Origin of the sequence: Paradevosia shaoguanensis, from assembly GCF_016801025.1 — a bacterium.
Classification (GTDB): domain Bacteria; phylum Pseudomonadota; class Alphaproteobacteria; order Rhizobiales; family Devosiaceae; genus Paradevosia; species Paradevosia shaoguanensis.
Genome location: NZ_CP068983.1, coordinates 2,986,030 through 3,010,230, shown reverse-complemented (window position 1 = coordinate 3,010,230; position 24,201 = coordinate 2,986,030). Strand labels below are relative to the sequence as shown.

26 protein-coding genes are annotated in these 24,201 nt (G+C 64.0%); 21 read left to right on the top strand and 5 right to left on the bottom strand.

The window, feature by feature from the left end; translation table 11 throughout:
* Window positions 1-67: 67 nt before the first annotated feature.
* Window positions 68-1,090 (bottom strand): low-specificity L-threonine aldolase, encoded by a 1,023-nt coding sequence (gene ltaE, locus JNE37_RS14395; RefSeq protein WP_035092329.1) that lies wholly within the window; start codon window positions 1,088-1,090, stop codon window positions 68-70.
* A 480-nt stretch (window positions 1,091-1,570) separates the two neighbouring features.
* On the opposite strand from ltaE, the gene JNE37_RS14390 reads away from it, so the two are divergent.
* The 8 genes from JNE37_RS14390 (at window position 1,571) to JNE37_RS14355 (ending at window position 9,805) form a co-directional block, all read left to right on the top strand.
* The gene (locus JNE37_RS14390; protein ID WP_035028225.1) at window positions 1,571-1,783 is read left to right on the top strand and encodes a cold-shock protein; all 213 of its coding nucleotides are present in this window, start codon (window positions 1,571-1,573) and stop codon (window positions 1,781-1,783) included.
* 348 nt (window positions 1,784-2,131) lie between these two features.
* Entirely contained in the window at window positions 2,132-2,605 is a 474-nt protein-coding gene (gene greA / locus JNE37_RS14385; RefSeq protein ID WP_035028228.1) for a transcription elongation factor GreA, read from the top strand.
* Window positions 2,606-2,759: 154 nt separating this feature from the next.
* Window positions 2,760-3,710, top strand: coding sequence for a thioredoxin-disulfide reductase (gene trxB, locus JNE37_RS14380; RefSeq protein WP_035028231.1), 951 nt, complete (start codon window positions 2,760-2,762; stop codon window positions 3,708-3,710).
* 13 nt (window positions 3,711-3,723) lie between these two features.
* Window positions 3,724-4,617 carry a LysR family transcriptional regulator gene (locus JNE37_RS14375; RefSeq protein WP_035028234.1) on the top strand — a complete coding sequence of 298 codons (894 nt, stop codon included), beginning with the start codon at window positions 3,724-3,726 and terminating at the stop codon, window positions 4,615-4,617.
* Window positions 4,617-5,090 (top strand): hypothetical protein, encoded by a 474-nt coding sequence (locus JNE37_RS14370; RefSeq protein WP_203063439.1) that lies wholly within the window; start codon window positions 4,617-4,619, stop codon window positions 5,088-5,090. The genes JNE37_RS14375 and JNE37_RS14370 overlap by 1 nt, the downstream gene beginning before the upstream one ends.
* A 212-nt stretch (window positions 5,091-5,302) precedes the next feature.
* Complete coding sequence (gene corA / locus JNE37_RS14365) at window positions 5,303-6,292, top strand: magnesium/cobalt transporter CorA (RefSeq protein WP_035028240.1); 990 nt, start codon at window positions 5,303-5,305, stop codon at window positions 6,290-6,292.
* 280 nt (window positions 6,293-6,572) lie between these two features.
* Window positions 6,573-7,505 (top strand): IS110 family RNA-guided transposase, encoded by a 933-nt coding sequence (locus tag JNE37_RS14360; protein WP_203063436.1) that lies wholly within the window; start codon window positions 6,573-6,575, stop codon window positions 7,503-7,505.
* Window positions 7,506-8,674: 1,169 nt separating this feature from the next.
* On the top strand, window positions 8,675-9,805 hold the full coding sequence (locus JNE37_RS14355) for a hypothetical protein (RefSeq protein ID WP_203063434.1): 1,131 nt from the start codon (window positions 8,675-8,677) through the stop codon (window positions 9,803-9,805).
* Window positions 9,806-9,820: 15 nt separating this feature from the next.
* Here JNE37_RS14355 and JNE37_RS14350 read toward each other — a convergent pair whose 3' ends face one another.
* Window positions 9,821-11,023, bottom strand: a complete 1,203-nt coding sequence (locus JNE37_RS14350) for a pyridoxal phosphate-dependent aminotransferase (RefSeq protein ID WP_203063433.1) — start codon at window positions 11,021-11,023, stop codon at window positions 9,821-9,823.
* 195 nt (window positions 11,024-11,218) lie between these two features.
* Between JNE37_RS14350 and JNE37_RS14345 the strand changes: the two genes are divergently transcribed.
* The 9 genes from JNE37_RS14345 (at window position 11,219) to JNE37_RS14305 (ending at window position 18,690) form a co-directional block, all read left to right on the top strand.
* The gene (locus tag JNE37_RS14345; RefSeq protein WP_035028243.1) at window positions 11,219-11,512 is read left to right on the top strand and encodes a hypothetical protein; all 294 of its coding nucleotides are present in this window, start codon (window positions 11,219-11,221) and stop codon (window positions 11,510-11,512) included.
* Between the two features lie 153 nt (window positions 11,513-11,665).
* Entirely contained in the window at window positions 11,666-12,097 is a 432-nt protein-coding gene (locus JNE37_RS14340) for a CBS domain-containing protein (protein ID WP_203063432.1), read from the top strand.
* A gap of 214 nt (window positions 12,098-12,311) precedes the next feature.
* Window positions 12,312-12,986, top strand: coding sequence for a Spy/CpxP family protein refolding chaperone (locus JNE37_RS14335; protein WP_035028250.1), 675 nt, complete (start codon window positions 12,312-12,314; stop codon window positions 12,984-12,986).
* A gap of 204 nt (window positions 12,987-13,190) precedes the next feature.
* Window positions 13,191-14,417 carry an aminotransferase class V-fold PLP-dependent enzyme gene (locus JNE37_RS14330; RefSeq protein ID WP_210341624.1) on the top strand — a complete coding sequence of 409 codons (1,227 nt, stop codon included), beginning with the start codon at window positions 13,191-13,193 and terminating at the stop codon, window positions 14,415-14,417.
* Window positions 14,417-15,313 carry a DMT family transporter gene (locus JNE37_RS14325; RefSeq protein ID WP_182399697.1) on the top strand — a complete coding sequence of 299 codons (897 nt, stop codon included), beginning with the start codon at window positions 14,417-14,419 and terminating at the stop codon, window positions 15,311-15,313. Before JNE37_RS14330 ends, JNE37_RS14325 begins: the two co-directional genes overlap by 1 nt.
* A 49-nt stretch (window positions 15,314-15,362) precedes the next feature.
* Window positions 15,363-16,076 carry a response regulator gene (locus JNE37_RS14320; protein WP_035028272.1) on the top strand — a complete coding sequence of 238 codons (714 nt, stop codon included), beginning with the start codon at window positions 15,363-15,365 and terminating at the stop codon, window positions 16,074-16,076.
* A complete protein-coding gene (locus tag JNE37_RS14315) occupies window positions 16,073-17,389 on the top strand; it encodes an ATP-binding protein (RefSeq protein WP_203063430.1) in 1,317 nt (438 codons plus the stop codon). Before JNE37_RS14320 ends, JNE37_RS14315 begins: the two co-directional genes overlap by 4 nt.
* A 304-nt stretch (window positions 17,390-17,693) precedes the next feature.
* Entirely contained in the window at window positions 17,694-18,299 is a 606-nt protein-coding gene (locus tag JNE37_RS14310; protein WP_203063428.1) for a thymidine kinase, read from the top strand.
* The gene (locus JNE37_RS14305; RefSeq protein ID WP_035092345.1) at window positions 18,289-18,690 is read left to right on the top strand and encodes an acyl-CoA thioesterase; all 402 of its coding nucleotides are present in this window, start codon (window positions 18,289-18,291) and stop codon (window positions 18,688-18,690) included. Before JNE37_RS14310 ends, JNE37_RS14305 begins: the two co-directional genes overlap by 11 nt.
* A gap of 101 nt (window positions 18,691-18,791) precedes the next feature.
* Here the strand turns inward: JNE37_RS14305 and JNE37_RS14300 are convergent, their stop codons facing one another.
* Window positions 18,792-19,991 carry an RNA polymerase sigma factor gene (locus JNE37_RS14300; RefSeq protein WP_203063426.1) on the bottom strand — a complete coding sequence of 400 codons (1,200 nt, stop codon included), beginning with the start codon at window positions 19,989-19,991 and terminating at the stop codon, window positions 18,792-18,794.
* Window positions 19,991-20,326, bottom strand: a complete 336-nt coding sequence (locus tag JNE37_RS14295; protein WP_035028300.1) for a YciI family protein — start codon at window positions 20,324-20,326, stop codon at window positions 19,991-19,993. Before JNE37_RS14295 ends, JNE37_RS14300 begins: the two co-directional genes overlap by 1 nt.
* A gap of 227 nt (window positions 20,327-20,553) precedes the next feature.
* On the opposite strand from JNE37_RS14295, the gene JNE37_RS14290 reads away from it, so the two are divergent.
* The 4 genes from JNE37_RS14290 (at window position 20,554) to JNE37_RS14275 (ending at window position 23,615) form a co-directional block, all read left to right on the top strand.
* Window positions 20,554-21,249, top strand: a complete 696-nt coding sequence (locus JNE37_RS14290) for an SH3 domain-containing protein (RefSeq protein WP_052152315.1) — start codon at window positions 20,554-20,556, stop codon at window positions 21,247-21,249.
* A 120-nt stretch (window positions 21,250-21,369) separates the two neighbouring features.
* Window positions 21,370-21,966, top strand: coding sequence for a peptidase inhibitor family I36 protein (locus JNE37_RS14285; protein WP_035028302.1), 597 nt, complete (start codon window positions 21,370-21,372; stop codon window positions 21,964-21,966).
* 178 nt (window positions 21,967-22,144) lie between these two features.
* Window positions 22,145-22,753: an SH3 domain-containing protein gene (locus JNE37_RS14280; RefSeq protein ID WP_203063425.1), complete on the top strand. Its 609-nt coding sequence runs from the start codon at window positions 22,145-22,147 to the stop codon at window positions 22,751-22,753.
* A gap of 136 nt (window positions 22,754-22,889) precedes the next feature.
* A complete protein-coding gene (locus tag JNE37_RS14275; RefSeq protein WP_160176298.1) occupies window positions 22,890-23,615 on the top strand; it encodes a DUF4328 domain-containing protein in 726 nt (241 codons plus the stop codon).
* A 40-nt stretch (window positions 23,616-23,655) separates the two neighbouring features.
* On the opposite strand, the gene JNE37_RS14270 is transcribed toward JNE37_RS14275, so the two are convergent.
* Window positions 23,656-24,141 carry an SRPBCC family protein gene (locus JNE37_RS14270; protein WP_035028305.1) on the bottom strand — a complete coding sequence of 162 codons (486 nt, stop codon included), beginning with the start codon at window positions 24,139-24,141 and terminating at the stop codon, window positions 23,656-23,658.
* Window positions 24,142-24,201 lie beyond the last annotated feature (60 nt).

Here is a 24,201-nt window from a genome sequence, read left to right as displayed (position 1 = left end):
GAAGAATGGATGAACCCGAAGGGTTTAGCCTCCGGGGTCATAACATTTCGTCAAACCGAGCCGAAGGCTAGTCGAAAAACTTCGCCACCACGGCCAGGGCGCCATCGATAGCCTCGGGACCGAGATCGAGATGGGTCACCCAGCGCTGCCGTCGACCGGCATAGCCGTGGGTGAGGCCGACGCCATTTGCAGCGAGGTAGGCATTGAGCTCGCTGGCGATCTCCGGGTCGACATCCACCCAGACCATATTGGTTTCAACCGGCGCCACATGCAGAGCCTGGAAGCGCGAAAGCCCCTGTCCCAGCGCCTTGGCATGGGCGTGATCGTCGGCAAGCCGCGCCACGTTGTTTTCGAGTGCATAAAGGCCGGCGGCAGCCAGAATACCCACCTGGCGCATGCCGCCACCCAGCATCTTGCGCAGCCGCCGTGCCTTGGCGATGAGTTCGGCATTGCCCACCAGCACCGAGCCGACCGGCGCTCCGAGCCCCTTGGAGAGGCAGACTGAAATCGTATCGAACGGCGCCGCAATCTCGCTCACCGGCACGCCCAGCGCCACTTTGGCGTTGAAAACACGCGCGCCGTCGAGATGGGTCGAAAGCTTGTGACGCCGTGCCAGGTCGGTCGCCGCCCTGACATAGTCGAGCGGAATGACCCGCCCGCCCAGCGTGTTCTCCAGCGCCAGCAGCCGCGTGCGGGCGTAGTGCATGTCGTCAGGCTTGATCGCCGCCTCGATGTCGGCCAGTGCCAGCGTACCATCGGGCTGGTGCGCGATCGGCTGCGGCTGGATAGAGCCGAGCACGGCTGCCCCGCCCGCTTCGTGCGAATAGCAATGCGCCTCCTGCCCGGCGATATACTCGTCGCCCCGCTCGCAATGGGACATGAGCGCAGCCAGGTTCGACTGCGTCCCCGAGGGCACGAAAAGCGCCGCTTCCTTGCCCAGCATCTCGGCGGCCCGCCCTTCGAGGCGGTTGACGGTGGGGTCGTCGCCGAAAACGTCGTCGCCGACTTCGGCAGCGTTCATCGCCTCGCGCATCTCGGCGGTCGGCCTCGTCACGGTGTCGCTGCGGAAGTCAAAACGGATACTGGTCATAAAGGTGCTCGCCCGAACCTGATCTTGGGTGCGCAACCATGCCCCGGTCGCCTCTGGGCGGCAATCCCGGAGCGGCACCTCATACTAAAGTGCGTCATTCTGACCGAGACTTCCCATTGCAAATCGGGGCGCGCAACCGGTACACTAAAAGCATATCGGTTGCTGTTCGAAAGGCATGTGGGGCTCTCCCGAACAGGCTCCCCACCGATAGCGCCAGTTAGGCCTTACGCCAGGCGCGAATAATTTATGCAATATGTGTACAACCGGGTCGGCACCAAGCTGCCCCGGGCGTTTTGTCGTCGGTAAACACATGTTGATAGTTTGTTTATTTCACGCTAGAAATCCGCAATCGAATATTGCGGCCGACCGAACTGGCCTCGCGAACTGCTCGCGCCTGCTGACGTCACTATCCGATAATTCGATAGCTTAAGGTCGGGATCATGGGGGTCTCGACCGGCGCAGAGACGCAAGGGACTCTACATGGCTACCGGCACTGTAAAATGGTTTAACGGTCAAAAGGGTTACGGGTTCATCCAGCCCGACGAGGGTGGGGCCGACGTTTTCGTTCACATCTCCGCTGTCCAGCGTTCGGGCCTGAACGGTCTGGATGAAGGCCAGAAGGTCAACTACGAAATCGTCAAGGACAAGCGGACGGGCAAGTCTGCGGCCGATAACCTGAGCCCGGCTCCCTGACCCAAGGGACGAAAGACTAGGTTTTCAGGGAGGCGCAGCGTTTGCTGCGCCTCTTGTATTTCAGGGGGCACCCTGACCGCCCGACTCGTCCGGCCCGTCTTGACCTGACGGCCGCAAATTACCATCTCCAATCTTGCCGCCCGCTATTCACAGGACGAAATCTTCGGCTTGACCGCAGGTCGCGGTGAAGGCACCTTGCGGCCATTCCCCCCAACGTTACCCGTGACTGATAAGCCGAACGACTTTGGCAGGGAGCACACATATTGCCCACGTATCGTCTACGGGGGCTGATGACCTTTTTGACCCGCGGACCGGCGCCTCGCGCTCTGGCCCGTTACGGAGGACTGAATGGACAAGATTCCGCTGACCATCAACGGCCATGCCGCGCTGACGGAAGAGTACCGTCGCCGCACGGCCGAAGATCGTCCCCGCATCATCGAGGCCATTTCGGAAGCGCGCGCCCATGGCGACCTTTCGGAAAACGCCGAATACCATGCGGCCAAGGAACAGCAGAGCCTGAACGAAGGCCGCATCCAGGAACTGGAAGCCCTGCTTGCGCTAGCCGACATCATCGACGTCACCAAGCTGAGCGGCTCGACCGTCAAGTTCGGCGCGACGGTCAAGATCGTGGACGAGGACAGCGAGGAAGAGCGCACCTACCAGATCGTGGGCGACCCGGAGGCTGACGCCAGCGCCGGCCGCATTTCCCTCTCCTCTCCCATTGCCCGCGCCATGATCGGCAAGGAAGCCGGCGATTCGTTCGAAGTCGCCGCCCCAGGTGGTTCGCGGAGCTACGAAATTCTCGAAATCCGCTTCGCCTGAGCCTTCGGGCACCATCGGCAACTCAAAAGCTGTGGCTTTTCGGTGAGTCATTTCATTTGGCTCACCGGGTGCGGCAGCATTGACCTTGAAACATCCTATGCGGCCCTCTTAACTTACGTGCGAGAGGGCCGCTTTCATTCCGGAGTGCGTCGCGATGCACGCGAAAGTCATCATCATCGGGTCGGGTCCGGCCGGGTACACTGCCGCAATCTATGCGGCGCGCGCCATGCTGGAGCCCGTTATCATCTCGGGCCTGCAGCCCGGCGGACAGCTCACCATCACGGCTGACGTCGAGAACTATCCCGGCTTTGCCGATGTCATCCAGGGCCCCTGGCTCATGGAGCAGATGAAGGCCCAGGCTGAACACGTGGGCACTCGTTTCGTCTCGGACGTCATCGTTTCGGTCGATCTCGACCACCGCCCCTTCACGCTCATCGGCGACAGCGGCACGCGCTACACCTGCGACTCGCTCATCATCGCCACGGGCGCCCAGGCCAAGTGGCTGGGCCTGCCCTCCGAGCAGAAATTCCAGGGCTTTGGCGTTTCCGCCTGCGCCACCTGCGACGGTTTCTTCTATCGAGACCGCAAGGTCGTGGTGGTCGGCGGCGGCAATACCGCGGTCGAGGAAGCGCTCTTCCTCACCAATTTCGCGTCCAAGGTGACGGTCATCCACCGCCGCGACGAGTTCCGTGCCGAGAAGATCCTGCAGGATCGCCTGTTCAAGAACCCCAAGGTCGAGGTGATCTGGAACAGCGAGCTGGTGGAGATTAATGGCGCTGCCATGCCGCCCAGCGTGCAGAACGCCACCATCCGCAACGTTCATACCGGCGAAACCACGACGCTCGAAACCGATGGCGTCTTCGTCGCGATCGGCCATGCTCCGGCAACGTCCATCTTCAATGGCAAGCTCGACATGAAGCCCGGCGGTTATCTCTGGACCGCGCCCGACAGCACCGCCACCAACATACCGGGCGTCTTCGCCGCCGGCGACGTCACCGATGACATCTTCCGCCAGGCCGTGACCGCCGCCGGCATGGGCTGCATGGCCGCGCTCGAAGCCGAGCGCTTCCTGGCGGCCAACGAACTCGCAGAAGCCGCCGAGTAAGAACGGGGAACACATGCTCGATTGGGACAAGCTCCGCATCTTCCATACGGCCGCCGAGTCGGGGAGCTTTACCCATGCTGCCGAAAAGCTGGGCATGAGCCAGTCCGCCGTCTCGCGGCAGATTTCGGCGCTCGAGGATGACCTCGGCCTCAAGCTCTTCATCCGCCATGCGCGCGGGCTGGTGCTCACGGAAGTCGGCGAACAGCTCTTCCGCACCGCCCACCGCATGCACTGGGAGCTTCAGCAGGTCGAAACCCAGATGAGCGAAAGCCAGGACGTGCCGACCGGCCCGCTCCTGGTCACGACCACCGTGGGCTTCGGCTCCACCTGGCTCTCCTCGCGCATCCACGAATTCCTGCTGCTCTATCCGGGCATCCAGATCGAGATAAAGCTCAATGACGCCGAGCTCGACCTCGCCATGCGCGAGGCTGACGTCGCCATTCGCCTGCACCGCCCCAACCAGTCCGAGATGATCCAGCGCAAGCTGTTCTCGGTGCACAACCACTTCTACGCCTCCAAATCCTACATCCAGGAACATGGAGAGCCGACGGACGTGGCCGATATCGACAACCACCGGATCATCTCGTTCGGCGAGCCGGTGCCGTCCTATCTGGGCGATATCAACTATCTCGAGCGCATGGGTCGGCCGGATTCGAGCCCGCGCCGCGCTGTGGTCAAGGTCAACGCCATCTACGGCATGATGCAGGCCACCCGCGCCGGCATCGGCATCGCCATGCTGCCCGACTATGTCGCCGAAGGCGAAGACCAGTTGCAGATCGTGCTGCCCGGCATCGAATTGCCGGCCTACGAAACCTATTTCGTCTACCCGCCCGCGCTCAAGAACTCCAAGCGCGTCGGCGTTTTCCGCGACTTCATCGTTGGCAAGGCAAGGGAATGGCAGTTCTGATGCGCCGCTTCGTTCTGGCTCTGGCCACTCTCGCCGCTGTCTCGGCACCCGCCTATGCTGCCTCGCTCTCCGGCGTCCAGGTTGGCGATATCTTCTGCGCCGGCCGGTTGAGCGGCGACATGGCCCCGGTGGAGGCCATCCTTACCGACGAGCTCAAGGCCACCATCGCCGAGGCCCAGGCCAGGAACGACGCGATCCAGAAGGCTGCTCCCGATGAGAAGCCGCCGCTGGGCGACGGTATCCCCTGGCAGACGCATCCCGACTATGCGCCGCGCTGCTCTGTCGTCGGCATGACTGGTACCGCCGAGCACCCGCAAGTCGTGCTCTTCTACCAGTTCCCCGATAGCTCCGGCGCCAACTGGTCGGACAAGGTCGAGACGACCTTCGTCAACGGCGTGCTGCGCATCAACGACGTGATTTACGCCGATGGCACGCGCCTTACCGAGGCCCTGGTCAACGCCTTCAAGGAATAAAGCCCGAGGGACGCTCCCATGCGCCCGCAAGCCCTTGACTTTGTGCGCTATCAGGCGCACTTGCCTCTCGATGCCGCTTAGGCGGTTTCGCTTCAAAGGAACCATGAGATGAACCCCGACAGTCGAAGTCGATCTTCGATTCCGTCGGCGCGTCGGTAGTCCTGAAGAGGGCTCCTCTGCGCTGACGGCGCAGACTATTAGGAGCCCGAAAAATGCTGCGCATCTTCACGCGCGACGGCGATCGCCTCGTACTCTCCACGTACGATGAGAACGATCCGGCCACCCATATCGGCGGAGCGGTCTGGTACGACCTGCTCAATCCCACTCCGGCAGAAGACAAGTTCACCGAGTCCTGCCTGGGCGTTTCCATTCCGACGCGTGAGGAAATGTCCGACATCGAACCGTCCGCCCGTCTCTACAACGAGGCCGGCAGCGAGTTCATGACCATCACCGCTTTCGCCCAGTTCGACAGCGATCCGGCCAAGACGCCGGTGACCTTCATCCTGCGCAACAATCTGCTGGTGACAGTCCGCTATGCCGAGCCCCGCCCCTTTGCCCTCTTCGAGATGCGCGCCCGCAAATCCAATGGCCGCGTCTACGGCACCGGCGAACTGGTCATGGTCGGCATCCTGGAAGCCTTCATCGATCGCCTCGCCCAGATTCTCGAGTCCACGGGCGACGAAATCGATACGATTTCGCGCGAAGTCTTCCGCAACAAGGTCAAGAAGCCGACCGTGAAGTCGCGCGACCTGCAATCGCTGATCGAGCAGATCGGCCGCAAGGGCGATATGTTGACGCTGGCGCGTGAAAGCCTGCTCTCGATCGTGCGCCTGACCTCGTTCCACCAGACGGCCGAGGCTGGTAATTCCAAGGCCGCCAAGGACATGCGCCAGGAGCTCAAGGTGCTTCAGCGCGACGCCTCGGCCTTGTCCGACCACGCCAGCTTCCTCTCCAACAAGATCAATTTCCTGCTCGATGCGACGCTGGGCCTGATCAACCTGGAGCAGAACCAGATCATCAAGATCTTCTCGGTGGCCGCGGTTGTCTTCCTGCCGCCCACCCTCGTGGCGTCTGTCTACGGCATGAACTTCGATTTCATGCCCGAACTGCATTGGGGCGCCGGATATCCCTGGGCGCTGGGCGTAATGGCCTTGTCGGCGGTCCTGCCGTACCTGTTCTTCAAGCGGAAGGGCTGGCTGTAGAGAACCAGGGGATCGTCGCTGGTGGATTTCATCCAAAAGCGCTCTCCCCACCCCTCACTTCCCCGGACTTGATCCGGGGCCTATTGCACCATTCCCCAGGAGTGGAGCGCTCCATGGGCCCCTGTGTAATTGTGCTGTGCCATATTGGGTACGGGCGGGAGACCGTTGGGCCCCAGGTTTAAAGACCGAGAGCCGGCACGGGTCCCCGCCCGCTTTGACAAACACCTGAACAGTTGCACGAGGCCGCTTGAGACGGACCTCGGATCACAGGGACAGGCCCATGACCCTATCACCGACCTGGATTGGAATCGACGTTTCGAAAGCCTGGCTGGATATCGCCTCTTCCGGCGGGGAGGGCGTGCAGCGGATCGCCAACACGATGGACGCCATCGCCGCATTCGCCGCCACGCTGGAGCGGGAGGGCACTCTCGTGGTGCTGGAGGCGAGCGGGGTTTACGACAGGAGCTTGCGCGCCGGACTGGCGCTGGCCGGGATCGGCCATGTCCGGGTCAATCCGCTGCGGGCCCGTGACTTTGCGCGGGCCAGCGGCCAGCTCGCCAAGACCGATGCGCTCGATGCGGCCATGCTTGCCGAAATGGGCCGGGCCCTGCGCCTCGTGGCCGACCCGCTGCCCGAGGCCGGACGCGAGCGGCTCGGCCTGCTCAGCCGCCGCCGCGACCAGTTGGTGGCCATGCGCACCCAGGAAAAGCAGCGCCGGATCGAGATAACCGATTCCTTCATCGGCGCCGACCTGGACCGGCACCTGGCCGGTCTCAACCAGGCCATCGCCGCCATCGAGGTCGAAATCCAGAACCAGATCGGCAGCGATGCCGCCCTGGCACAGGACCAGGCCCTGATCCGCTCGGTGCCCGGCATCGGCCCGGTCACCGCCTCTGTCCTGGCCGCCCTGATGCCCGAACTGGGCCGGCGCTCGGGCAAGCAGATCGCCACCCTGGCCGGGTTGGCCCCGCTCAACAACGATAGCGGCCTACGGCGCGGACAGCGCTCCATCCGCGGTGGCCGCCGCCGCGTCCGCCAGGCCCTCTACATGGCCGCCGTCGCATCCTTGCGAACACAATCGCCTCTCAACGCCTTCTACCACCGCCTGCGCCAGGCCGGAAAACCACCCAAGCCTGCCCTCGTTGCCCTCGCCAGAAAGCTCCTCGTCACCATCAACGCCATCATGAAAAACCGAACAAGCTTCGCAACCTGAATTACAGTTGCCGGCTCTTCGGCCGGGAAGTGCCGTGGTCGGGCTAGACCGTCGAACGATTGGCAGAAGCTTCACCGAACTTCGCCCCGAGGCGAACGCGAATCCACCCGCAAGATCGAATCTCTCTGCCGCTACACCTCCAGTTTTCACACCCCCATCCGGCCCCAACCCCTTCAAATCACCTGACAAACCCCGTTCGACCAAAATTTTTTTACTACCTTCCCGGCGAGCCCGACCAAGCCATCGGAGCCGCATTTGCGCTAACCCGCTGATCCATCGACAATTTTAGCGTCACTAAAACGTCACAACCTGAGCGCATCGCCCGCTATGCGCTGGTCGCATAGCTGATCTAACCCTTGCCGGGTTGTGAGGCCGTCCGCCCCCTCCTATATCCCCGCCTGACAGCACGGTGTTCTCCCTCCCTTGCACCTTGTTGCTGTTTCCTCCCTCGAGAGGTTTTACCTCTCGACTTCGTGGCTTCGCTCTCCCCTCGAGCGGGGCCACTTTTTTTCGTGCCTACTAATTGTGCTGCCTAAACAATTGCCTGCGTAGAATGCATGGCTGGCGTGCAGTTTGTCGCATTGCTGAAAAGCGTCGGCGTAGGCATATTCACATTGTCGCTGAGACGCCGACCGTATCCTCCTCCCTCGGTCCTGCAGATCGCGACGACGGGAAAGTGCCTTATCCTCCTCCCTAGGCACGGACCCACTGGCAGATGGCGTATCCTCCTCCCTCGCCTCTGCCACCACTTTCGATTTCGGCCTCGGCCCAAGTCATAGGGCTCCACTCCTAGAGTGGAGCCCCTTTTTTTGCTCACCAAAACGATTTGGCGCCACCGCGAAGTGGCATTGGCTGCGTCAGGCGCATGGCTGCACTTCGGGCTTTGCGTTTGTGCCAGAAGCCCGTCCGGACGATATTGCGCCCATGGAATCGCGACCTCCTCCTCCCGGTCGCAAACCGTTGGTCCCCGCGCAAGCGGAAGGCCTTAGGCCCTGCCCATCCCCTCGGGCGGGGCCTTTTTTCTTCCCCTCCGTTTCTGCCGCCACCCGGCAAAATTTGCCGACCACTTGCAAAATGGGAGTGGCGCAAACGCCCGGAATTGCTGGGTTCACTCGCTGGCACGCTCCATGCATCGCCTGAGGCAAAACGCCTGCCGCCAGGATGCCAGCATGACCACGATCAACACCGCGCAATACACCAACGCCTATCTGCTGCTGGGCAACACCGCCGCCTCGATCGCCAAGGCCACGGCCGCCGCGAGCAGCAGCAATACCGGCTCGTCCTCGCAGGACGCCGCCACCAACATCACGCTGTCGAGCACCGCCCAGTCGGCCCTCGCCACCAAGGATCTGGCAACCGTCGTGGCCGAAACCCGTGCGGCGCTGACCAAGCTCCTCACCGATGCCAAGCTCACCTCACCCCTGAAGGACGGCAAGCTCGCGCTCGATCTGTCGAGCCTCGACCGCCGCGCCCTCTACGCTGTCGCCGCCAATACCGAGAACAAGTTCACCGACGACGAGCGTTCAGCCGCAGCGCTCGAACTGACCAGCCGCCTCGACGCTGCCCTCGCAGGCCCGGCCGCGATCGGTCGCGTCACCGGTGACTATGCGAGCCTTTACAAGGCCGCCGTCGAATTCCTCGATGGCGCCTCCGCCGAGGAAAAAGCCACCGACACCTGGGCGCGTCAGAAGGCCGCCCTTCTCGAAGCACAGAAGCAGCTCACCGCCGACCCCACGACGCTTCCCGTCGTCGACAACGATCCGGTCGCCGACTATCTCAAGCGCGCCGCCGGCGGCCAGACCGGCCCGAGCCGCGATTTCGGCGACATCGCCAAGGACGCCCGCACGGCCCTCGACAAGCAATACGAAGACGCCAAGGCAGCCGGCAAGGAGCTGGTCTTCTCCAAGTTCCGCACAAAGGGCCAGCAAGCCGACTTCTCGCAATTCGACAGCCGCTCGCTCTCGGCCATCGCCCTTAACAAGGACGAGAAGTTCAGCGACCAGGAAGTGTCCGCCGCCAAGGCCGAGATGCGCACGCGATCCGGGCAGGCCCTGCTCGCCAGCTTCAAGAGTGCATCCAGCAGCACCGACCCGACCGCTTTCGCCACCAACATCATCGGCGCCTATGCCTCGCTCTCCAGTGAGGAGCGCGAAGCTGCCGGCTGGTCCGAGAGCTTCTATGCCGCGGCCGTCTCCAACTACGAGAGCTCGCTCAAGCTGGCGCAGATGTTCGCCCAGAGCTCGGGCTCGAGCAGCAATAGCAGCGGTCTGGGCGGCCTGGCCGGCCTGCTGGGCGGCTGACAGCCGCCCACGCGTTTACCGCACGCCGTCGCAGAAGGCCTGCACCCGCTCCACGGCCTTCTGCAATTCGGCATCGGCGGCCGCATAGCTCAGGCGGAAATGCCCGGGCAGGCCGAAAGCGCTCCCCTGCACCAGCGCCACGCCCGTCTCTTCGAGCAGCGCCATGACGAAATCCTCGTCGGTCACCAGCTTGCGCCCGCCGGCGCTGGTCTTGCCCAGCACATCCGCGCAGGACGGGAACACATAGAACGCGCCCTGCGGCACGAGGCAGCTGATGCCCTTGCTCGCATTGAGCCCGTCCACCACCAGGTCGCGCCGGGCCTGGAACACCTTGAGCCAGTCCTTGAGGAAATCCTGCGGCCCGTTAAGCGCCTCGACCGCTGCCCACTGCGAGATCGACGCCGGATTCGTGGTCGACTGCCCCTGGAGCTTGGTCATCGCCGCCAGCAATTCGCGCGGCCCGGTGCAATAACCGATACGCCAGCCGGTCATGGCGTGGGACTTGGAGACGCCGTTCATCGTCAGCGTCCGCTCCTGCAGTGTCGGCTCCACCTGCGCAATCGTCGCGAACCGCCCGCCGTCATAAACCAGCGGCTCATAGATATCGTCGGTAAGGATGTGCACGTGCTTGTGCCGCACCAGCACGTCGGCCAGCCCGCGCAGTTCGTCGGCCGTATAGGCCGCGCCCGACGGATTGGACGGCGTATTGAGGATCAGCCACTTGGTGGCCGGCGAAATCGCTGCCTCGAGCGCCGCCGGGGTCAGCTTGAACCCGCTCGACGCATCGGCCTTGGCCAGCACGGGCTGTGCACCACACAGGCGCACGATTTCCGGGTAGCTCACCCAGAACGGCACCGGCACCACGACCTCGTCGCCGGGATTGAGCGTGGCCATGAGTGCGTTGAAGATGATCTGCTTGCCGCCCGACCCGATGAAGCAATCGGCTGCCGTGACGTTGAGGCCGTTATCGCGCCGGAACTTGGCCGCCACCGCTTCCTTGAGCTCGGGAATACCATCGACATTGGTGTACTTGGTCTTGCCCTCCGCCATCGCGCGGATGGCGGCGTCCTTGACGTTCTGGGGCGTGTCGAAATCGGGTTCCCCTGCCGAAAGCGCGATGACGTCGCGCCCAGCTCGCACCAGGTCGCGCGCTTTCTGCGTGATGGCCACCGTGGCAGACGGTTGCACCCGCGACAGCGCGTCGGAAAGGAAGCCCATGATCATGTCTCCAGGAAAGCCGGGGCACACTGATAAGGGCAGCGCCGCCCCGATACAACCGATCTCGAAGTTCGGCCGCGCCTATTGCCACGATTGCGCCTTCAAATGGTACGGGTTTGACCGTGATCGGCACAAACTGGCTCCGCAATCGCGAGGCTTACTGCAAGACGTAGTTTGCGTACGGAAGCGCCGACATTGTCTAGTATCCCCTCGGCCAAGCCGAAAAGTTTCAAAGTCTTCTACCTCCTCGCGCTCATCGCGGTAGCCCTGACCTCCGCTTTGGCAGTGTATGCCGGCGTCGCCCCCGAAAAAGCCGCAACGTTGACCCACGGGCTCGATACCCGTGTCGCCGTCTTCCTTGTGCCGCTCGGTCTGCTGATGCTTGCCACCATTGGAGAAGTCGTCCGCGTATCGCTGCGCGGCGCCATTCCGGGGGACGACCAGCTCCCGGTGCGGTCGCTGCGCTGGCAGGACGCCGAAAAGGCCTGATCCTTCCTCTAAGTCACCTCCAACGTGACCTCTCCCTCCGAGGCCGGCTTTGCGCCGGCCTCTTTTTTGCCTGCGACAATTCGACCTAGGGCGTATTGTTCATGCGATCCAACAGGTGCAAACTGCCATTCCAGTGAGCGAAGGGAGGCAGCTATGCTGGTTGACGATATCCTTCAATCCAAAGGCACGGTGGTACACACCATCCCCGCCTATGCGCGGCTGAGCGAGGCCGTGGACATTCTCAACGCCAACAATATCGGCGCGGTCGTCGTCACCGATCGTTCCAGGGCCGTCATCGGCATCCTGTCCGAGCGCGACATCGTCCGCCAACTCGGCGTGCACGGCGCCGACGCGCTGGATCTCGAAATTGGCGATTCCATGAGCTCGGCGGTGATCACCTGCACGCGCTCGACGAGCGTCGCCATGCTGGCCGAACGCATGACCGAGTACCGCATCCGCCATATCCCGGTCATCGAGAACGGCGACCTCCTCGGCATCGTCTCCATCGGCGACGTGGTCAAGCGCAAGATCGAGGAAACGGAACAGGAAGCCGATGCCATGCGCGAGTATATCGCGTCGGTCTGACTGGCCTATATGGCCGATCGCCCTCCCCTGGCGGGGAGGGATCGAAGGCGTGAGTGAACCCCTGCCGCTCGCCCCCAGGCTCCAGGCGCGTCCCAACCTTACCATCCCTACCAACCTTTAATCCCACCGAAAGGCCCGTGAGAGTCTGCCTCGGGTAGCTTCCTTCCTGTGACCTCCAAAGTCATCGACGAGTCCCATGCAAGGAACGATCCCTATGACCAAACTTCCCGCGCTCTCCAAGACCGCACTCGCCGTAGCACTCGCCGGCTCGCTAGGCCTGTCGGCCGTGCCGGCGGCCTTCGCCCAGGACACCAAGCCCGCCCAGGTGCAGGCCGGCCAGCCCAAGCAGGAATTGCAGCGCCCCGGCGAATGGCGTCACCACAATGTCCGCGTCAATCCCGACCGCGGCAACGGCCGCGGCCTGATGGACCTGCTCGCCTCCCCGCGCGGCGCCGAAGCGCTGGAAGTGGCCATCGTCCGCCTGAGCTATCGCGTCAACCCGACCGACGCCCAGAAGCCGCTGCTCGATGACCTCAAGTCCACTGCGCTCACCGCCCAGAAGACGTTCGCCGATGCCGCCAAGGCCGCCCGCGATGCCGCCGCCCCCCAGGGTCAGCGTCCCGACATGATGGCCATGCTCAAGGCTCGCGTCGCGATCGATACCGCCCGCCTCGAAGCCATGAACACCGTGCTGCCCAAGCTCGAAGCCTTCATGAACAGCCTCTCGGACGAGCAGAAGGCCTCGCTGATGCCCAAGCGCGACAATGTCGGCTGGCAGCAGAAGCGCCCCGGCATGCACGGCCCGCGCGGTCAGATGCCCGCCAACCCGGGCGCCATGCAGGTCCAGCCTTCGGACGAGAACGCCCCGGCGGCCAAGTCCACCACCTGATCGGGGTCACGCGACCCCTACCCCAAGGGAGGCGGCGGCATTTTTTAGAGTCCCCCCACTCGCCCGCCCCGCTGCCGTTCTCCCGAGAAACCCCGGTCGTCCCGCCGGGGTTTCTCTATTTCTGCGGTATGCGCGCCGCGCTTGCTCGCCGCCCCGCAACCCGCTACTAACCGGGAAGCAGCTCATTTCCCCCGCAGGCTTTCCGTGCTCCCGCTCGATCCCGTGCGCATACGCGAATTGTTTCCAGCCTTCTCCGAGCCGTCCCTCAAGGACCAGGCTTTCTTCGAGAATGCCGGTGGCTCCTATACCGCTCGCCCGGTCATCGACCTGCTCGAGAATTATTATCACGCGCTCAAGGTCCAGCCTTACGGCGTCTATCCCGCTTCCCAGGCTGCCGGCGAGGCCATGAACCTCGCCTATGACCGCGTGGCCGCCGCGCTCAACGTCACGGCGGACTGGATCCATTTCGGCCCCTCGACCTCTGCCAATACCTACGTTCTGGGCAATGCCTTCGCCGGCTGGCTCAAGCCGGGTGACGCCATCGTCGTGACCAACCAGGATCACGAAGCCAATACCGGCGCCTGGCGCAAGCTCGCCAATCACGGCATCGAAGTGCGCGAATGGCAGGTCGACCCCGAAACCGGGCGCCTCGACCTCGCCGCGCTCGACGCGCTGCTGGATGCAAAGGTCCGTGTCATAGCCGCGCCCCACTGCTCCAACATTGCCGGCGAGATCAACCAGGTTGCCGAGATCGCTTCGCGCGCCAAAAGCGTCAATGCGGTAACGGTCATCGACGGCGTCAGCTACGCCCCGCATGGCCTGCCCGACCTCAAGGCACTCGGCGCCGATATCTACCTCTTCTCGGCCTACAAGACCTATGGCCCCCATCAGGGCATCATGGCCGTGCGTCCATCGCTGGCGTCATCCCTCCCCAATCAGGGGCACTTCTTCAACGAGGCCAAGCCGCGCTATCGCCTGACGCCCGCCGGTCCCGACCACGCCCAGATCGCCGCCAGCGCCGGCATCGCCGACTATCTTGAAGCCGTTGCCGCCATTGCAGGCAACAATGTCGAGGGAGCCGATCCTTTCCGCCGTGCTCATGCCGCCATGCGCGCCCAGGAAATTGCCCTCCTGACGCCGCTGCTCGATTGGGTGCGCAACCGCAACAACCTGCGCGTCATCGGCCCGACCGATCCTGCGCAACGCGCACCTACCCTTGCACTCGCCTTACCCGAACCGGGCGCCATGGTCGCAGCACGTCTCGCTCGCCACGGCATCATGGCCGCGGGCGGCAATTTCTACGCCTGGCGCCTGCTCAAGGCCCTGGGCATCGATCCCAACCACGGCGTCCTGCGCCTCTCCTTCGTGCACTACACCACGCCCGAAGAAGTCGCCCGCCTCATCACCGCGCTCGAAGCCGAAATCACCTGATGCCCCGCCCCATTGCCGTTCTTCTCCTGCTCGTCACGACTCTGCTGTGGGGCATGGCCTTCGTTGCGCAGAAATCCGCCATGGATTCCATGGGACCGCTAACCTTCACGTCGGCGCGCTATCTTCTCGGCGGTCTCGCCGTCCTGCCACTGGCCATCTGGGAATATTCGCGCCGCAAGCATGATATCGCCAAGGTCGACTGGTGGCTGATCGCGCTGCTCAGCGCGGCATTCTTCCTCGGTTCGTGGCTCCAGCAATGGGGCCTCACCATGACCACCGTGACCAATGGCGGCTTCCTCACCAGCCTCTACGTGCTGCTCGTGCCGCTTATCGGCCTCATCGTCCTGCGGCACTGGCCGCATCCGGTCGTCTGGCTCTGCACGCCCCTGGCCCTCATCGGCGTCTACTACCTCAATGGCGGCGGGCTCGACATGTTCAACCAGGGCGATGCACTGGTCGTCTGCAGCGCCTTCTTCTGGGCCATCCAGGTGCTGATGCTCGGCTACGTCGCCAATCGGACGGGCCTGCCCATCTTCGTTTCGGCCATCTGCTTCCTCTCTTCGGGACTTGTCGCCACCGGCGGCGCCTTCGCCTTCGAAGCGCCGACCCTTGCCGCGCTTTCCGGGGGCTGGGTGCAGATCCTCTATGCCGGACTGCTCTCGACCGCCGTCGCCTTCACGCTCCAGGCCGTGGCGCAGCGGCACGTTCCGCCGTCCAATGCCGCCATCATCCTTTCGGCCGAAAGCCTCTTTGCCGCACTGGGCGGCTTCCTGATCCTGGGCGAGCGTCTGCCCGCACTCGGCTATGCCGGTGCCGCCATGATCTTCGCGGCTATCGTGCTGGTCGAGTCGATCCCGGCGCTTTCACGCCGCGAGCCGCTTGCACAAACCTCTTGAGGCAATTCTACCTCTTATCAAATCCGGTCCTCTGCGCTACCCAAGGCATATGAAGACGCCGCACATCCTCGTGGTCGAAGACGACCGGCAGATCCGCGATCTGGTAGCCCAGTTCCTTGAACTCAACGGCCTGCGCGTCAGCGTTGCCACCGACGGTCGCGAGATGGACAGGATCCTCAAGGATCAGTCTATCAGCCTCATCGTTCTCGATCGCATGTTGCCGGGCGAAGATGGCCTCACCATCTGCCGCCGCCTCCGCGCCACCTCCAACATCCCGATCATCCTGTTGACGGCCCTCTCCGACGATATCGAGCGCATCATCGGGCTCGAAATGGGCGCGGACGACTATGTCGGCAAACCCTTCAACCCGCGCGAACTGCTGGCCCGCATCCGCGCCGTGCTCCGCCGCCACACCGGTGAGCCGCAGCCCGCCAGCAAGGCGGTCCGCGGCTACGCGTTCGATGGCTGGCAGCTCGATATTCAGGCCCGCCGCCTGCTCGACCCCACCGGCTCGCGCGTCACGCTGACCTCCGCCGAATTCGACCTGCTGCAGGTCTTCTGCGAGCAGGCCGGCCGCGTCCTCTCGCGCGAGGAGATCATCGATCTCACCCAGGGCCGCGAAAATGGCTCGTCCGGCCGCAGCGTTGACATCCTTGTGTCGCGTTTGCGCCAGAAGATCGAGAAGGACCCGCGCGATCCGGTCATCCTCCTCACCGTGCGGTCCTCCGGCTACAGCTTCGCCCCCGACGTTTCGGAACTATGATCAAGGCCCTCAAATCCCTCTGGCCCAACGGCATTTCCGGACAGATCGTCCTCCTGCTGCTGGCCACTGTGGCTTTGAGTCAGTTGATCGCCCTGGCCCTCGTCAACCTCACCGACACCCGGCACAATCCCGATGAGAACCTGCGCATGCAGGCCCGCTCGATCGCCGCCATCATCCGCCTCATCGCCGATGCCCCCGGCATGGAAGAGCGCCAGCTCATCGTCGCCGCCGCCAACCGCTCCAATCCGGATATCGACCTGAGCATCATTGGCGGCGCGGGCACGCCGATGATCGTACCCGGCGGCGAGACCGCCCCCGATTTCCTCACCCGAGACCTCGGCGAAGACATCATCGCCACCGTCGATCCGCATACCGGCAGCGAGCCGCGTACGGTCACCGTCGCCCTGCCCGACGAGATGCACCTGCGCGTCAATCTCCCCTTCTCCGCGCCCACCCCGCCACTCCTCAACCCGCGCACCAATACGCTGATCTTCGCGGCCATCGGCGCCATCGCCCTCCTCGTCTGGGCCACCCGCGTCCTCTCGACCCGCCTGCGCAATTTCGCCCAGGCCGTGGCCGAATACACGCCCGATGGCGACCACGACGCGCTGCCCGAGACCGGCCCGGCGGAATTACGCACCGTTGCCATCGCCCTCAACCGCATGCGCGACCGCATCGACTCGCTGGTCAAGAACCGCACCATGATGCTGACCGCCGTCGGCCACGACCTGCGCACGCCCGTGACCCGCATGCGCCTGCGCGCCGAATTCATTCCCGACGACGTCACCCGCGAAGCCATCCTGCGCGACCTGGCGCAGATGACTGACATGATCAACGCCGTGCTCTCCCTCCTGCGCGACCCGAGCGCGCTGCCTCCGCTCGAGCGCGTCGACCTCGCGTCCTTCCTCCAGGCACTCAGCGATGACTACACCGATACCGGCAAGGCCGTGGACTATCGTGGCCCCGCCCACGTCACCGCCCGCATTCGCGAGGAGGCCTTCCGCCGCGCCGTCACCAATCTCATCGAGAACGCCCTTCATCACGGCACCCAATGCCGGATAACCCTCGCGGCCAATGCCGACGGCCCCCTCATCATCGATATCGAGGATAATGGTCCGGGCATTCCCGCCGACCAGCGCGAGCAGATGCTCCAGCCCTTCATGCGCGGCGATTCCTCCCGCTCGGAATCCCACGAAGGCTTCGGACTCGGCCTCGCCATCGCCCTGACCACGGCCCGCAACCACAACGGCACGCTGACCCTCGAGGACAGCGAAATGGGCGGCCTGCGCGCCAGGCTCACCCTGCCGCGCTAGTCCCATTCCTGCCTCACGAAAATCTCGTGGCCGTCACAGCCCCGTCACTGCGACGTCACACAACGCCAATACCGTCGCACTGTCCCGGCCAACCCCCATTGGCTCCGGACCCGCCCGGCTCACCCCGCCCAACCTGTGAGCCCTGGCTCCTGAACGCGGCCGCCAACCCCGCGTTCCTATTCGCCGGCCTCGCCCGGCTTTTAGGCCGCCCTCGCCCGGCGGTCTTTTTTTGTGCGCTTCCCGCGATTCCCAGTCGCGCAGCCCGGCTGCCTGCGGCACAACGGGGCGATAACGGAAGGCCCCAATGGCAAAGCTCTACTTCTCCTATGCCGCGATGAACGCCGGCAAATCGACCATCTTGCTCCAGGCATCCTACAATTACCGCGAGCGCGGCATGAACACGATGCTGTTCACCTCCGCCCTCTATGCCGAGGATGGCATCGGCCTCATCTCCTCGCGCCTGGGCGTGAGCGCTGAAGCGGAGCTCTATACCGAGGAGACCGACCTTTTCGCCCGCATCTGCGACCAGCACGCGGCCACCCCGATCAGTTGCGTCTTCGTCGACGAAGCCCAGTTCCTCACTGCTCCCCAGGTCTGGCAGCTCGCCCGCGTCGCCGACCGCCTCGGCATCCCCGTCATGAGCTTCGGCCTGCGCACCGATTTCCAGGGCAAGCTCTTCCCCGGTTCCTCCGAACTCCTCGCCATCGCCGATGTGCTGCGCGAAGTGCGCACCATCTGCCATTGCGGGGCCAAGGCCACCATGGTGGTGCGACAAGACGCCGAGGGACACGCGCTCACCATCGGCGATCAGGTCTCGATTGAGAAGACCGTCTATGTTTCCCTGTGCCGTCGTCACTGGGAGGAAGAGACCGGCCGCTGGCCGCCTGCAGGAACCACGCATGATCACTGATCCCACGCCCGAGCCCACCGGCTCGCTCACCATCCGCACCCTGGCCATGCCGGCCGACACCAACGCCGCCGGCGACATTTTCGGGGGCTGGGTGCTTTCGCAGATGGATATCGCCGGCGCCATCGCCGCCGTCGAAAACGCCAATGGCCGCGTCGTCACGGTAGCCGTCGAAGCGATGACCTTCATCGCCCCGGTCAAGGTCGGCGACGTCCTCGAAGTCTTCACCCGCGTCAAGCGCATCGGCACCAGTTCGATCACCATCGCCATGGAAGCCTGGGCGCGCCGCAACCGCATCGGCGGCCACGTCAAGGTCACCGAAGGCAGCTTCGTCTATGTCGCCATGGGCGAAGACGGCAAGAAGCGCAAGATCGAACCACGCCGCGCCGAATAGGCCTGGAAGCAGTCTCCACGCCCCTTCTCCCCTTGTGGGAGAAGGTGGCGCGCAGCGCCGGATGAGGGGGCGCGGAGCCAACCACTGTCCCTGTCGCAGCCTCACCCAATCTCCCGCAACCGCCCCTCCAGATACCGCCTCTCCCCCACCTTCCTGCTCAGCTCCAGCGCCCGCCCGATCGCCGCCTTGCCCGCCTCGCTTTGCCCGGCGCGCAACAGCATCTCGCCCCGCGCCAGATGCATCGGGCCGTGCCCCGCCAACTGTTCCTCGACATCCGCCAGCAGTTCCAGTCCTCGCTCCGGGCCGAACGCCTCCATCACGGCAACCGCTCGATTGAGCCGCACGAACGGCGAGGGCTGCACCGCCTCCAGCAACGCATAGAGCTGCGCCACCACTTGCCAGTCCGCCGGTCGCCACGGCCGCGAATGCTCCGCTGCAATGGCTGCCTGCAGATGGTACGCCCCTGCAAATCCCTTTCCTCCGATGCCCTCAAGCAACGTCACCGCCTCGGCGATCTCGTCGTGCCGCCAGAGCGAGCGATCCTGCTGGTCGAGTGTCAGCACCTCGCCATCCGCCCCCAGCCGCGCGTCGCGTCGCGCGTTCTGCAGCAGCATCAGCGCCAGCAGCGCTCGCGCCTCCTTATTGGCGGGCGCCACCTCGCAGAGCGCCCGCCCCAGCCTCACCGCCTCCTCGCACAGCTCGGCGCGCGTCACTGCGACGCCCTCGCGCGGCACATAGCCTTCGGTGAAGATCAGGTAGATCACGGCCATCACGCCGGCCATCCGTTCCGCCAGTTCATCGGCCTGCGGTTCGCGAAACGGTATCCGCGCCGCCCTGATCTTGTTCTTGGCCCGCGTCAGCCGGGCCGCCATCGTCGGTACCGGCACCAGAAACAGCCCGGCAATCGCCTCGGTCGAAATACCCGCCACTGCTCGGAGCGTCAGCGCCACCTGCGCCTCGCGCGACAGTGCCGGATGACAGCACATGAAGAGCAACCCCAGTCGCTCATCCGGCAGGCCTTCCTCCTCGACCTCCCCAACATCCGCCCCCATCCATGCGAACCGATGCCGCCGTGAAAGCGCCGCCTGCCGACGCAGCTTGTCCAGCGCCTTGCGCCGCGCCGTAATCATCAACCATCCGGCCGCGTTTGCCGGCCGTTCCTCCATCCACGCCCGGCTTGCCGCTGCAAAGGCCTCCTGCAAGGCCTCCTCCGCCAGATCGATATCGCCGAACCGCTTGGTAAGAAGCGCCAGCAGCCGTGCCCAATGTTCACGATAAGCCGCCGCCAGCGCTTCCTGCATCAGTGCTCCACCACCGGCCTTACCTCGACTGTCCCCGGCAGCATCTTGGCATAGCGCAGCGCCTCGTCGAGATCGTCGGCTTCGATGAGGTAGAAGCCGCCCAGATGCTCGGCCACCTCCGCATAGGGCCCGTCCGTAACCAGCGATTTGCCGCCTTCGTTGCGCACGGTCGTGGCCGTCGAGGAGTGATCCAGTTCTTCCCCGGCGAGGAACGCATTCTTCTTGGCCAGTTCCTCACCCAGCTTCTCGTGCATGGCGAAGATGGCGCGCTTTTCTTCGTCGGTGGAATTGATCCAGACACTTTCGTCGCCGATCAGCAACAGCATGTATTTCATCGCTCTTCTCCCGTTCTATGCCGCCCCTGTGTGGGGAATGCGCCTATGACGCCGCCCTTGCCCGAAATTCGACATGGTGCTCGATATTTCTCGTTCGTTGCCGTTCAGCAGCCATTCATCTAACCCTGTCTAACTGCACACGACGAGCAGAAGCAGCGCGGAACCAAGGTTCTCGGGATCTCGTTTCTGCCAAGACCATATCTGTCTAAGAAGACGAGGAGCGTCCAATGAAACGTCAGATGGCCAAGACCCTGCGCACCGCGCTGGCGGGCCTCGCGCTAGCCGCGGCCGGCATGTTTACGCTGCTGCCGTCCGTCGCCTCGGCGGCGCCGGCTACCGCCACCAGCAATGTGAATGTCCGCTCCAGCCCGGGCGGCGCCGTTGTCGGCGTGCTGAGCTCCGGCCAGCGGGTCGATATGCAGGATTGCCGCGGCACCTGGTGCTACATCGTGGGCCGCAACGTCTCTGGTTGGGTCTCCTCCAACTACCTGTCGCGCAGCGGCGGTGGTGGCGGCGGCAACCAGGTCATCGGCCCGGTCAATCCCGATCCGAACTTCGGCATTTCCGTTGGCCCTGGTGGTGTTTCCATCGGTATCGGCCAGCCGCCGGTTCCCCCGGTCCGTCCGATCCCGCCGCGTCCGGGCCCGGGGCCGCGCCCGCCCATGCCGCAGCCGAACTTCGGTGAAGTCTGCTTCTACGAAAGCCCCGGCTTGCGTGGCCGCAGCTTCTGCGCTGAATCCGGTGATCGCATCGCCCAGCTCGGCCGTTGGGACAGCATGATCGGCTCAATCGAGAACGGTGATGGGCTGCAGGTCCGCGTCTGCACCCGCCCGAACTTCCGTGGCGATTGCCGCGTCTACACTACCGACGCCTACAATCTGGGCCGGTTCGATGGCTCCATCTCGTCCATCCAGGTCTACTAAGATCTGAAAGATTTGCTTCAGGAACGCCGCGCTTCACCGCGCGGCGTTTTCATTTTCTGTTTGGAACCCTGGTCGCATCGCGCTAGCCTCGCAACACATTGCAGGTTTGGAGCTTTTAGGATGCATCGTCTCAAGACCCTCTCCTTGACCACCCTGGTTTCCGCCTTTGTCGGCGTGCTGCTCATCGCGCTCACCCCGCAGGCGGCCCTCGCCGACAAGCCCCACCTCTATGGCTCCAACGCCTGGACCAACAATGCCGGCATTCTTCTCGGCGGGCCGGGCACCAATTATCCGCAGGCCGGCGCCGTCGATGGCAAGGTCCGCGTGCTGGTCGATCGCTGCACCGGCCGCTGGTGCCAGATCCGGGCTGGTCGCCAGGCCGGCTGGTTCCCGCTGCACCAGCTCGATTTCGGCCAGACGCCCGGCTGGGATGGCCCGCGCTTCCACTCGCCGTTCCGCGCTCCCGGCCAGGTCTGCTTCTTCTCGGGCACGAATTTCACCGGCAAGAGCTTCTGCGTCGCCTCGGGCACCTATGTCAGCGACCTCGCTTTGCTCAATCGCGACAACCAGGTGCGCTCCATCCAGCTCAACGGCAACAGCTCCGCCCTCGTCTGCCGCGATTTCAACCTGACCAATTATTGCGTCCGCATCGTCAGGGACAAGAAGTACCTCCCCGAAGGCCTGGGCGGCGCGGTCTCCTCGTTCCGCGTCTACTAGCCCTCGACATCGGCAAGCACTGAAAAACCCGCCCCGAAGGCGGGTTTTTTCGCTTTCCTGAACAAAATCCCCAGGCACCCTAAACGCCGCGTTCAGTAGGGGTTCAGCCGCGGCAGTGTTTTCTCAGCCTCAGAACGGCGACGCGCTAAGTCGCTGTCACAACAGAGGAAACACCATCATGCTGACCAAGAAGATCACCATCGCGGCTGTTGCCGCTGTCGCAGTCATCGGCTCCACCGCCGCCGCGCTTGCCGCTCCCGCCGTCGCCACCAGCAACGTCAACCTCCGCAACGCTCCGGGCGGCGCCAAGATCGGCGTGCTCTATGCCGGCGAGCAGGTGAACGTGAAGACCTGCCAGGGCTCCTGGTGCTATGTGCAGCGCCCCGGCCCCGATGGCTGGGTGAGCCGCAACTACCTCGCGATCAAGCAGGGCAACAAGCAGATCCCGTTCAATTTCGGCTTCACCATCGGCCCGGATGGCCCGCAGGTATCGGTCGGCGTCGGCAACGGCCCCTTCCCGCATCCCCCGGCACCCTCGCCCAAGGTCTGCTTCTTCGAGCACATCAACTACGGCGGCGCCTCCTTCTGCGAGAATGCCGGCACCAGCGAAAGCGTCATCGATCCGGCCTGGAACGACCGCATTTCCTCGGTCAAGCTCTCTGGCGGCGCCAAGGTAACTGTCTGCCGGGACATCATGTTCGGCGGTGGCTGCTCCACCTGGGTCTCGTCCAAGGCCAATGTCGGCGGCAGTTGGAACGACGTGATCTCGTCCTACAAAGTCCACTGAGCGACGATTTTCCGTTTCGACAAGCAACGCCGTCCCCCGGGACGGCGTTTTTGCTTGGTAAGTCTCGACAGCTCCTCAACAACCTGACAACAATTCAAGGAGGAGGAAGCGTCAAACGCGCATGATGGGGGGAGAAATGACCGATTTGCCACGTCCGGCCTATGCCGCACCCAGAAAACTCAGCCGCTGGCTTCTGCTGTTCCTGTTGCTCAACCTGCTGGCAGCTGCAATCGCCGTCGTCACCGGCTTCCTCGCCCGCCTGCCGCTGGTGCAGTTGCGAAAGGGCGTCGCCTCCGATGCCGTCATCAACGCCGTACTCGAAACCGAAGAGCGCCATAACCTCGTCAGCGCCGTACACGGCGCCATCGGCATTATCGTCGGCATCCTCTTTCTCATGTGGGTCTATCGCGTCGCCCGCAATGCCCACGCCCTCGCCGTAAAACCCATGCGCTTTACGCCCGGCTCCGCCGTCTGGTGGTATTTCGTGCCCGTCTTCAACATCTTCCGCCCCTACCAGGCCTTCTTCGAGGTCTGGTCGATCAGCGCCGATCCGGACGCGCCCTATCGCAACCGCCGCTCCGACGCCTTGGCGCTCTGGTGGTTCCTCTGGCTGGTCAGCAATGCGCTGCTTACCGTCGCGATCATCATCATCGTGGTGTCGCGCAAGGACGATATCGGCAGCCTGCTCCTCGGCAACATCTTCCGCCTGGGCGGCGACATCCTCGCCATTCCGCTCTCGCTGGCCGTCATGCGCATCGTCGTACGCCTCAACAAGCTTCAGGCGGCCTACCACCACCGCCACCACGAGGCCCACAAGCCCGACCCACGCGTACCGGCCAACGCCAACCCGGCCCACGCCTGACCAAATGAAAACGGGGCCACCAGGGCCCCGTTTTTGGTCCTCAACCGCGCTTGAGCAATTCCTCGAGCTGGTCGGCGCACATGCCCCAACCCTCGTGAAATCCCATCTTCTCGTGCACCTGGCGATCTTCCACCGTCCAGTGCCGCGCCCGCGCCGTGTACCGCGTCTTGCCGCCTTCGTCCTCGAAGGTCAGCACCGCCGTGAAGAACGGCTTGTCCGAAGGCTGCCAGTCGCCCGTATAGGCGTCCGTGAAGACGATCTTCTCGTTCGGCACGACTTCCAGGTACATGCCCCGGTTCGGATAGTCGTTTCCGTCCTGGTCGCGCATCACCACGTAGTTCCAGCCACCCGTACGCACATCGAGCTCGGCGACCGGCGTCGACCAGGGCCGCGGCGCGAACCATTGCTTGAGCAGATCCGGCTGTGTCCAGGCTGCGAACACGCGCTCGCGCGGCGCATCGATCAAGCGGGTCAGCACCAGCTCGCGATTGCTATCTTCGGCCTTGTTCTGGATTTCGGCAGTCATGACGTTTCCCTTCCTTGCTTGGGTTTCGCTGACACGACGAACGCCAGTTGCCGGAATCGA

Bases quoted from the DNA above. Each gene is read 5' to 3' on its own strand.
- JNE37_RS14355 (WP_203063434.1), top strand. From the start codon at position 8,675: ATGACCACGATCAACACCGCGCAATACACCAACGCCTATCTGCTGCTG.
- corA (WP_035028240.1), top strand. From the start codon at position 5,303: ATGCTGCGCATCTTCACGCGCGACGGCGATCGCCTCGTACTCTCCACG.
- JNE37_RS14315 (WP_203063430.1), top strand. From the start codon at position 16,073: ATGATCAAGGCCCTCAAATCCCTCTGGCCCAACGGCATTTCCGGACAG.
- JNE37_RS14370 (WP_203063439.1), top strand. From the start codon at position 4,617: ATGCGCCGCTTCGTTCTGGCTCTGGCCACTCTCGCCGCTGTCTCGGCA.
- greA (WP_035028228.1), top strand. From the start codon at position 2,132: ATGGACAAGATTCCGCTGACCATCAACGGCCATGCCGCGCTGACGGAA.
- JNE37_RS14320 (WP_035028272.1), top strand. From the start codon at position 15,363: ATGAAGACGCCGCACATCCTCGTGGTCGAAGACGACCGGCAGATCCGC.
- JNE37_RS14270 (WP_035028305.1), bottom strand. From the start codon at position 24,141: ATGACTGCCGAAATCCAGAACAAGGCCGAAGATAGCAATCGCGAGCTG.
- JNE37_RS14390 (WP_035028225.1), top strand. From the start codon at position 1,571: ATGGCTACCGGCACTGTAAAATGGTTTAACGGTCAAAAGGGTTACGGG.
- ltaE (WP_035092329.1), bottom strand. From the start codon at position 1,090: ATGACCAGTATCCGTTTTGACTTCCGCAGCGACACCGTGACGAGGCCG.
- JNE37_RS14300 (WP_203063426.1), bottom strand. From the start codon at position 19,991: ATGCAGGAAGCGCTGGCGGCGGCTTATCGTGAACATTGGGCACGGCTG.
- JNE37_RS14325 (WP_182399697.1), top strand. From the start codon at position 14,417: ATGCCCCGCCCCATTGCCGTTCTTCTCCTGCTCGTCACGACTCTGCTG.
- JNE37_RS14285 (WP_035028302.1), top strand. From the start codon at position 21,370: ATGCATCGTCTCAAGACCCTCTCCTTGACCACCCTGGTTTCCGCCTTT.
- JNE37_RS14275 (WP_160176298.1), top strand. From the start codon at position 22,890: ATGACCGATTTGCCACGTCCGGCCTATGCCGCACCCAGAAAACTCAGC.
- trxB (WP_035028231.1), top strand. From the start codon at position 2,760: ATGCACGCGAAAGTCATCATCATCGGGTCGGGTCCGGCCGGGTACACT.
- JNE37_RS14360 (WP_203063436.1), top strand. From the start codon at position 6,573: ATGACCCTATCACCGACCTGGATTGGAATCGACGTTTCGAAAGCCTGG.
- JNE37_RS14295 (WP_035028300.1), bottom strand. From the start codon at position 20,326: ATGAAATACATGCTGTTGCTGATCGGCGACGAAAGTGTCTGGATCAAT.
- JNE37_RS14305 (WP_035092345.1), top strand. From the start codon at position 18,289: ATGATCACTGATCCCACGCCCGAGCCCACCGGCTCGCTCACCATCCGC.
- JNE37_RS14340 (WP_203063432.1), top strand. From the start codon at position 11,666: ATGCTGGTTGACGATATCCTTCAATCCAAAGGCACGGTGGTACACACC.
- JNE37_RS14375 (WP_035028234.1), top strand. From the start codon at position 3,724: ATGCTCGATTGGGACAAGCTCCGCATCTTCCATACGGCCGCCGAGTCG.
- JNE37_RS14290 (WP_052152315.1), top strand. From the start codon at position 20,554: ATGAAACGTCAGATGGCCAAGACCCTGCGCACCGCGCTGGCGGGCCTC.
- JNE37_RS14310 (WP_203063428.1), top strand. From the start codon at position 17,694: ATGGCAAAGCTCTACTTCTCCTATGCCGCGATGAACGCCGGCAAATCG.
- JNE37_RS14350 (WP_203063433.1), bottom strand. From the start codon at position 11,023: ATGGGCTTCCTTTCCGACGCGCTGTCGCGGGTGCAACCGTCTGCCACG.
- JNE37_RS14280 (WP_203063425.1), top strand. From the start codon at position 22,145: ATGCTGACCAAGAAGATCACCATCGCGGCTGTTGCCGCTGTCGCAGTC.
- JNE37_RS14335 (WP_035028250.1), top strand. From the start codon at position 12,312: ATGACCAAACTTCCCGCGCTCTCCAAGACCGCACTCGCCGTAGCACTC.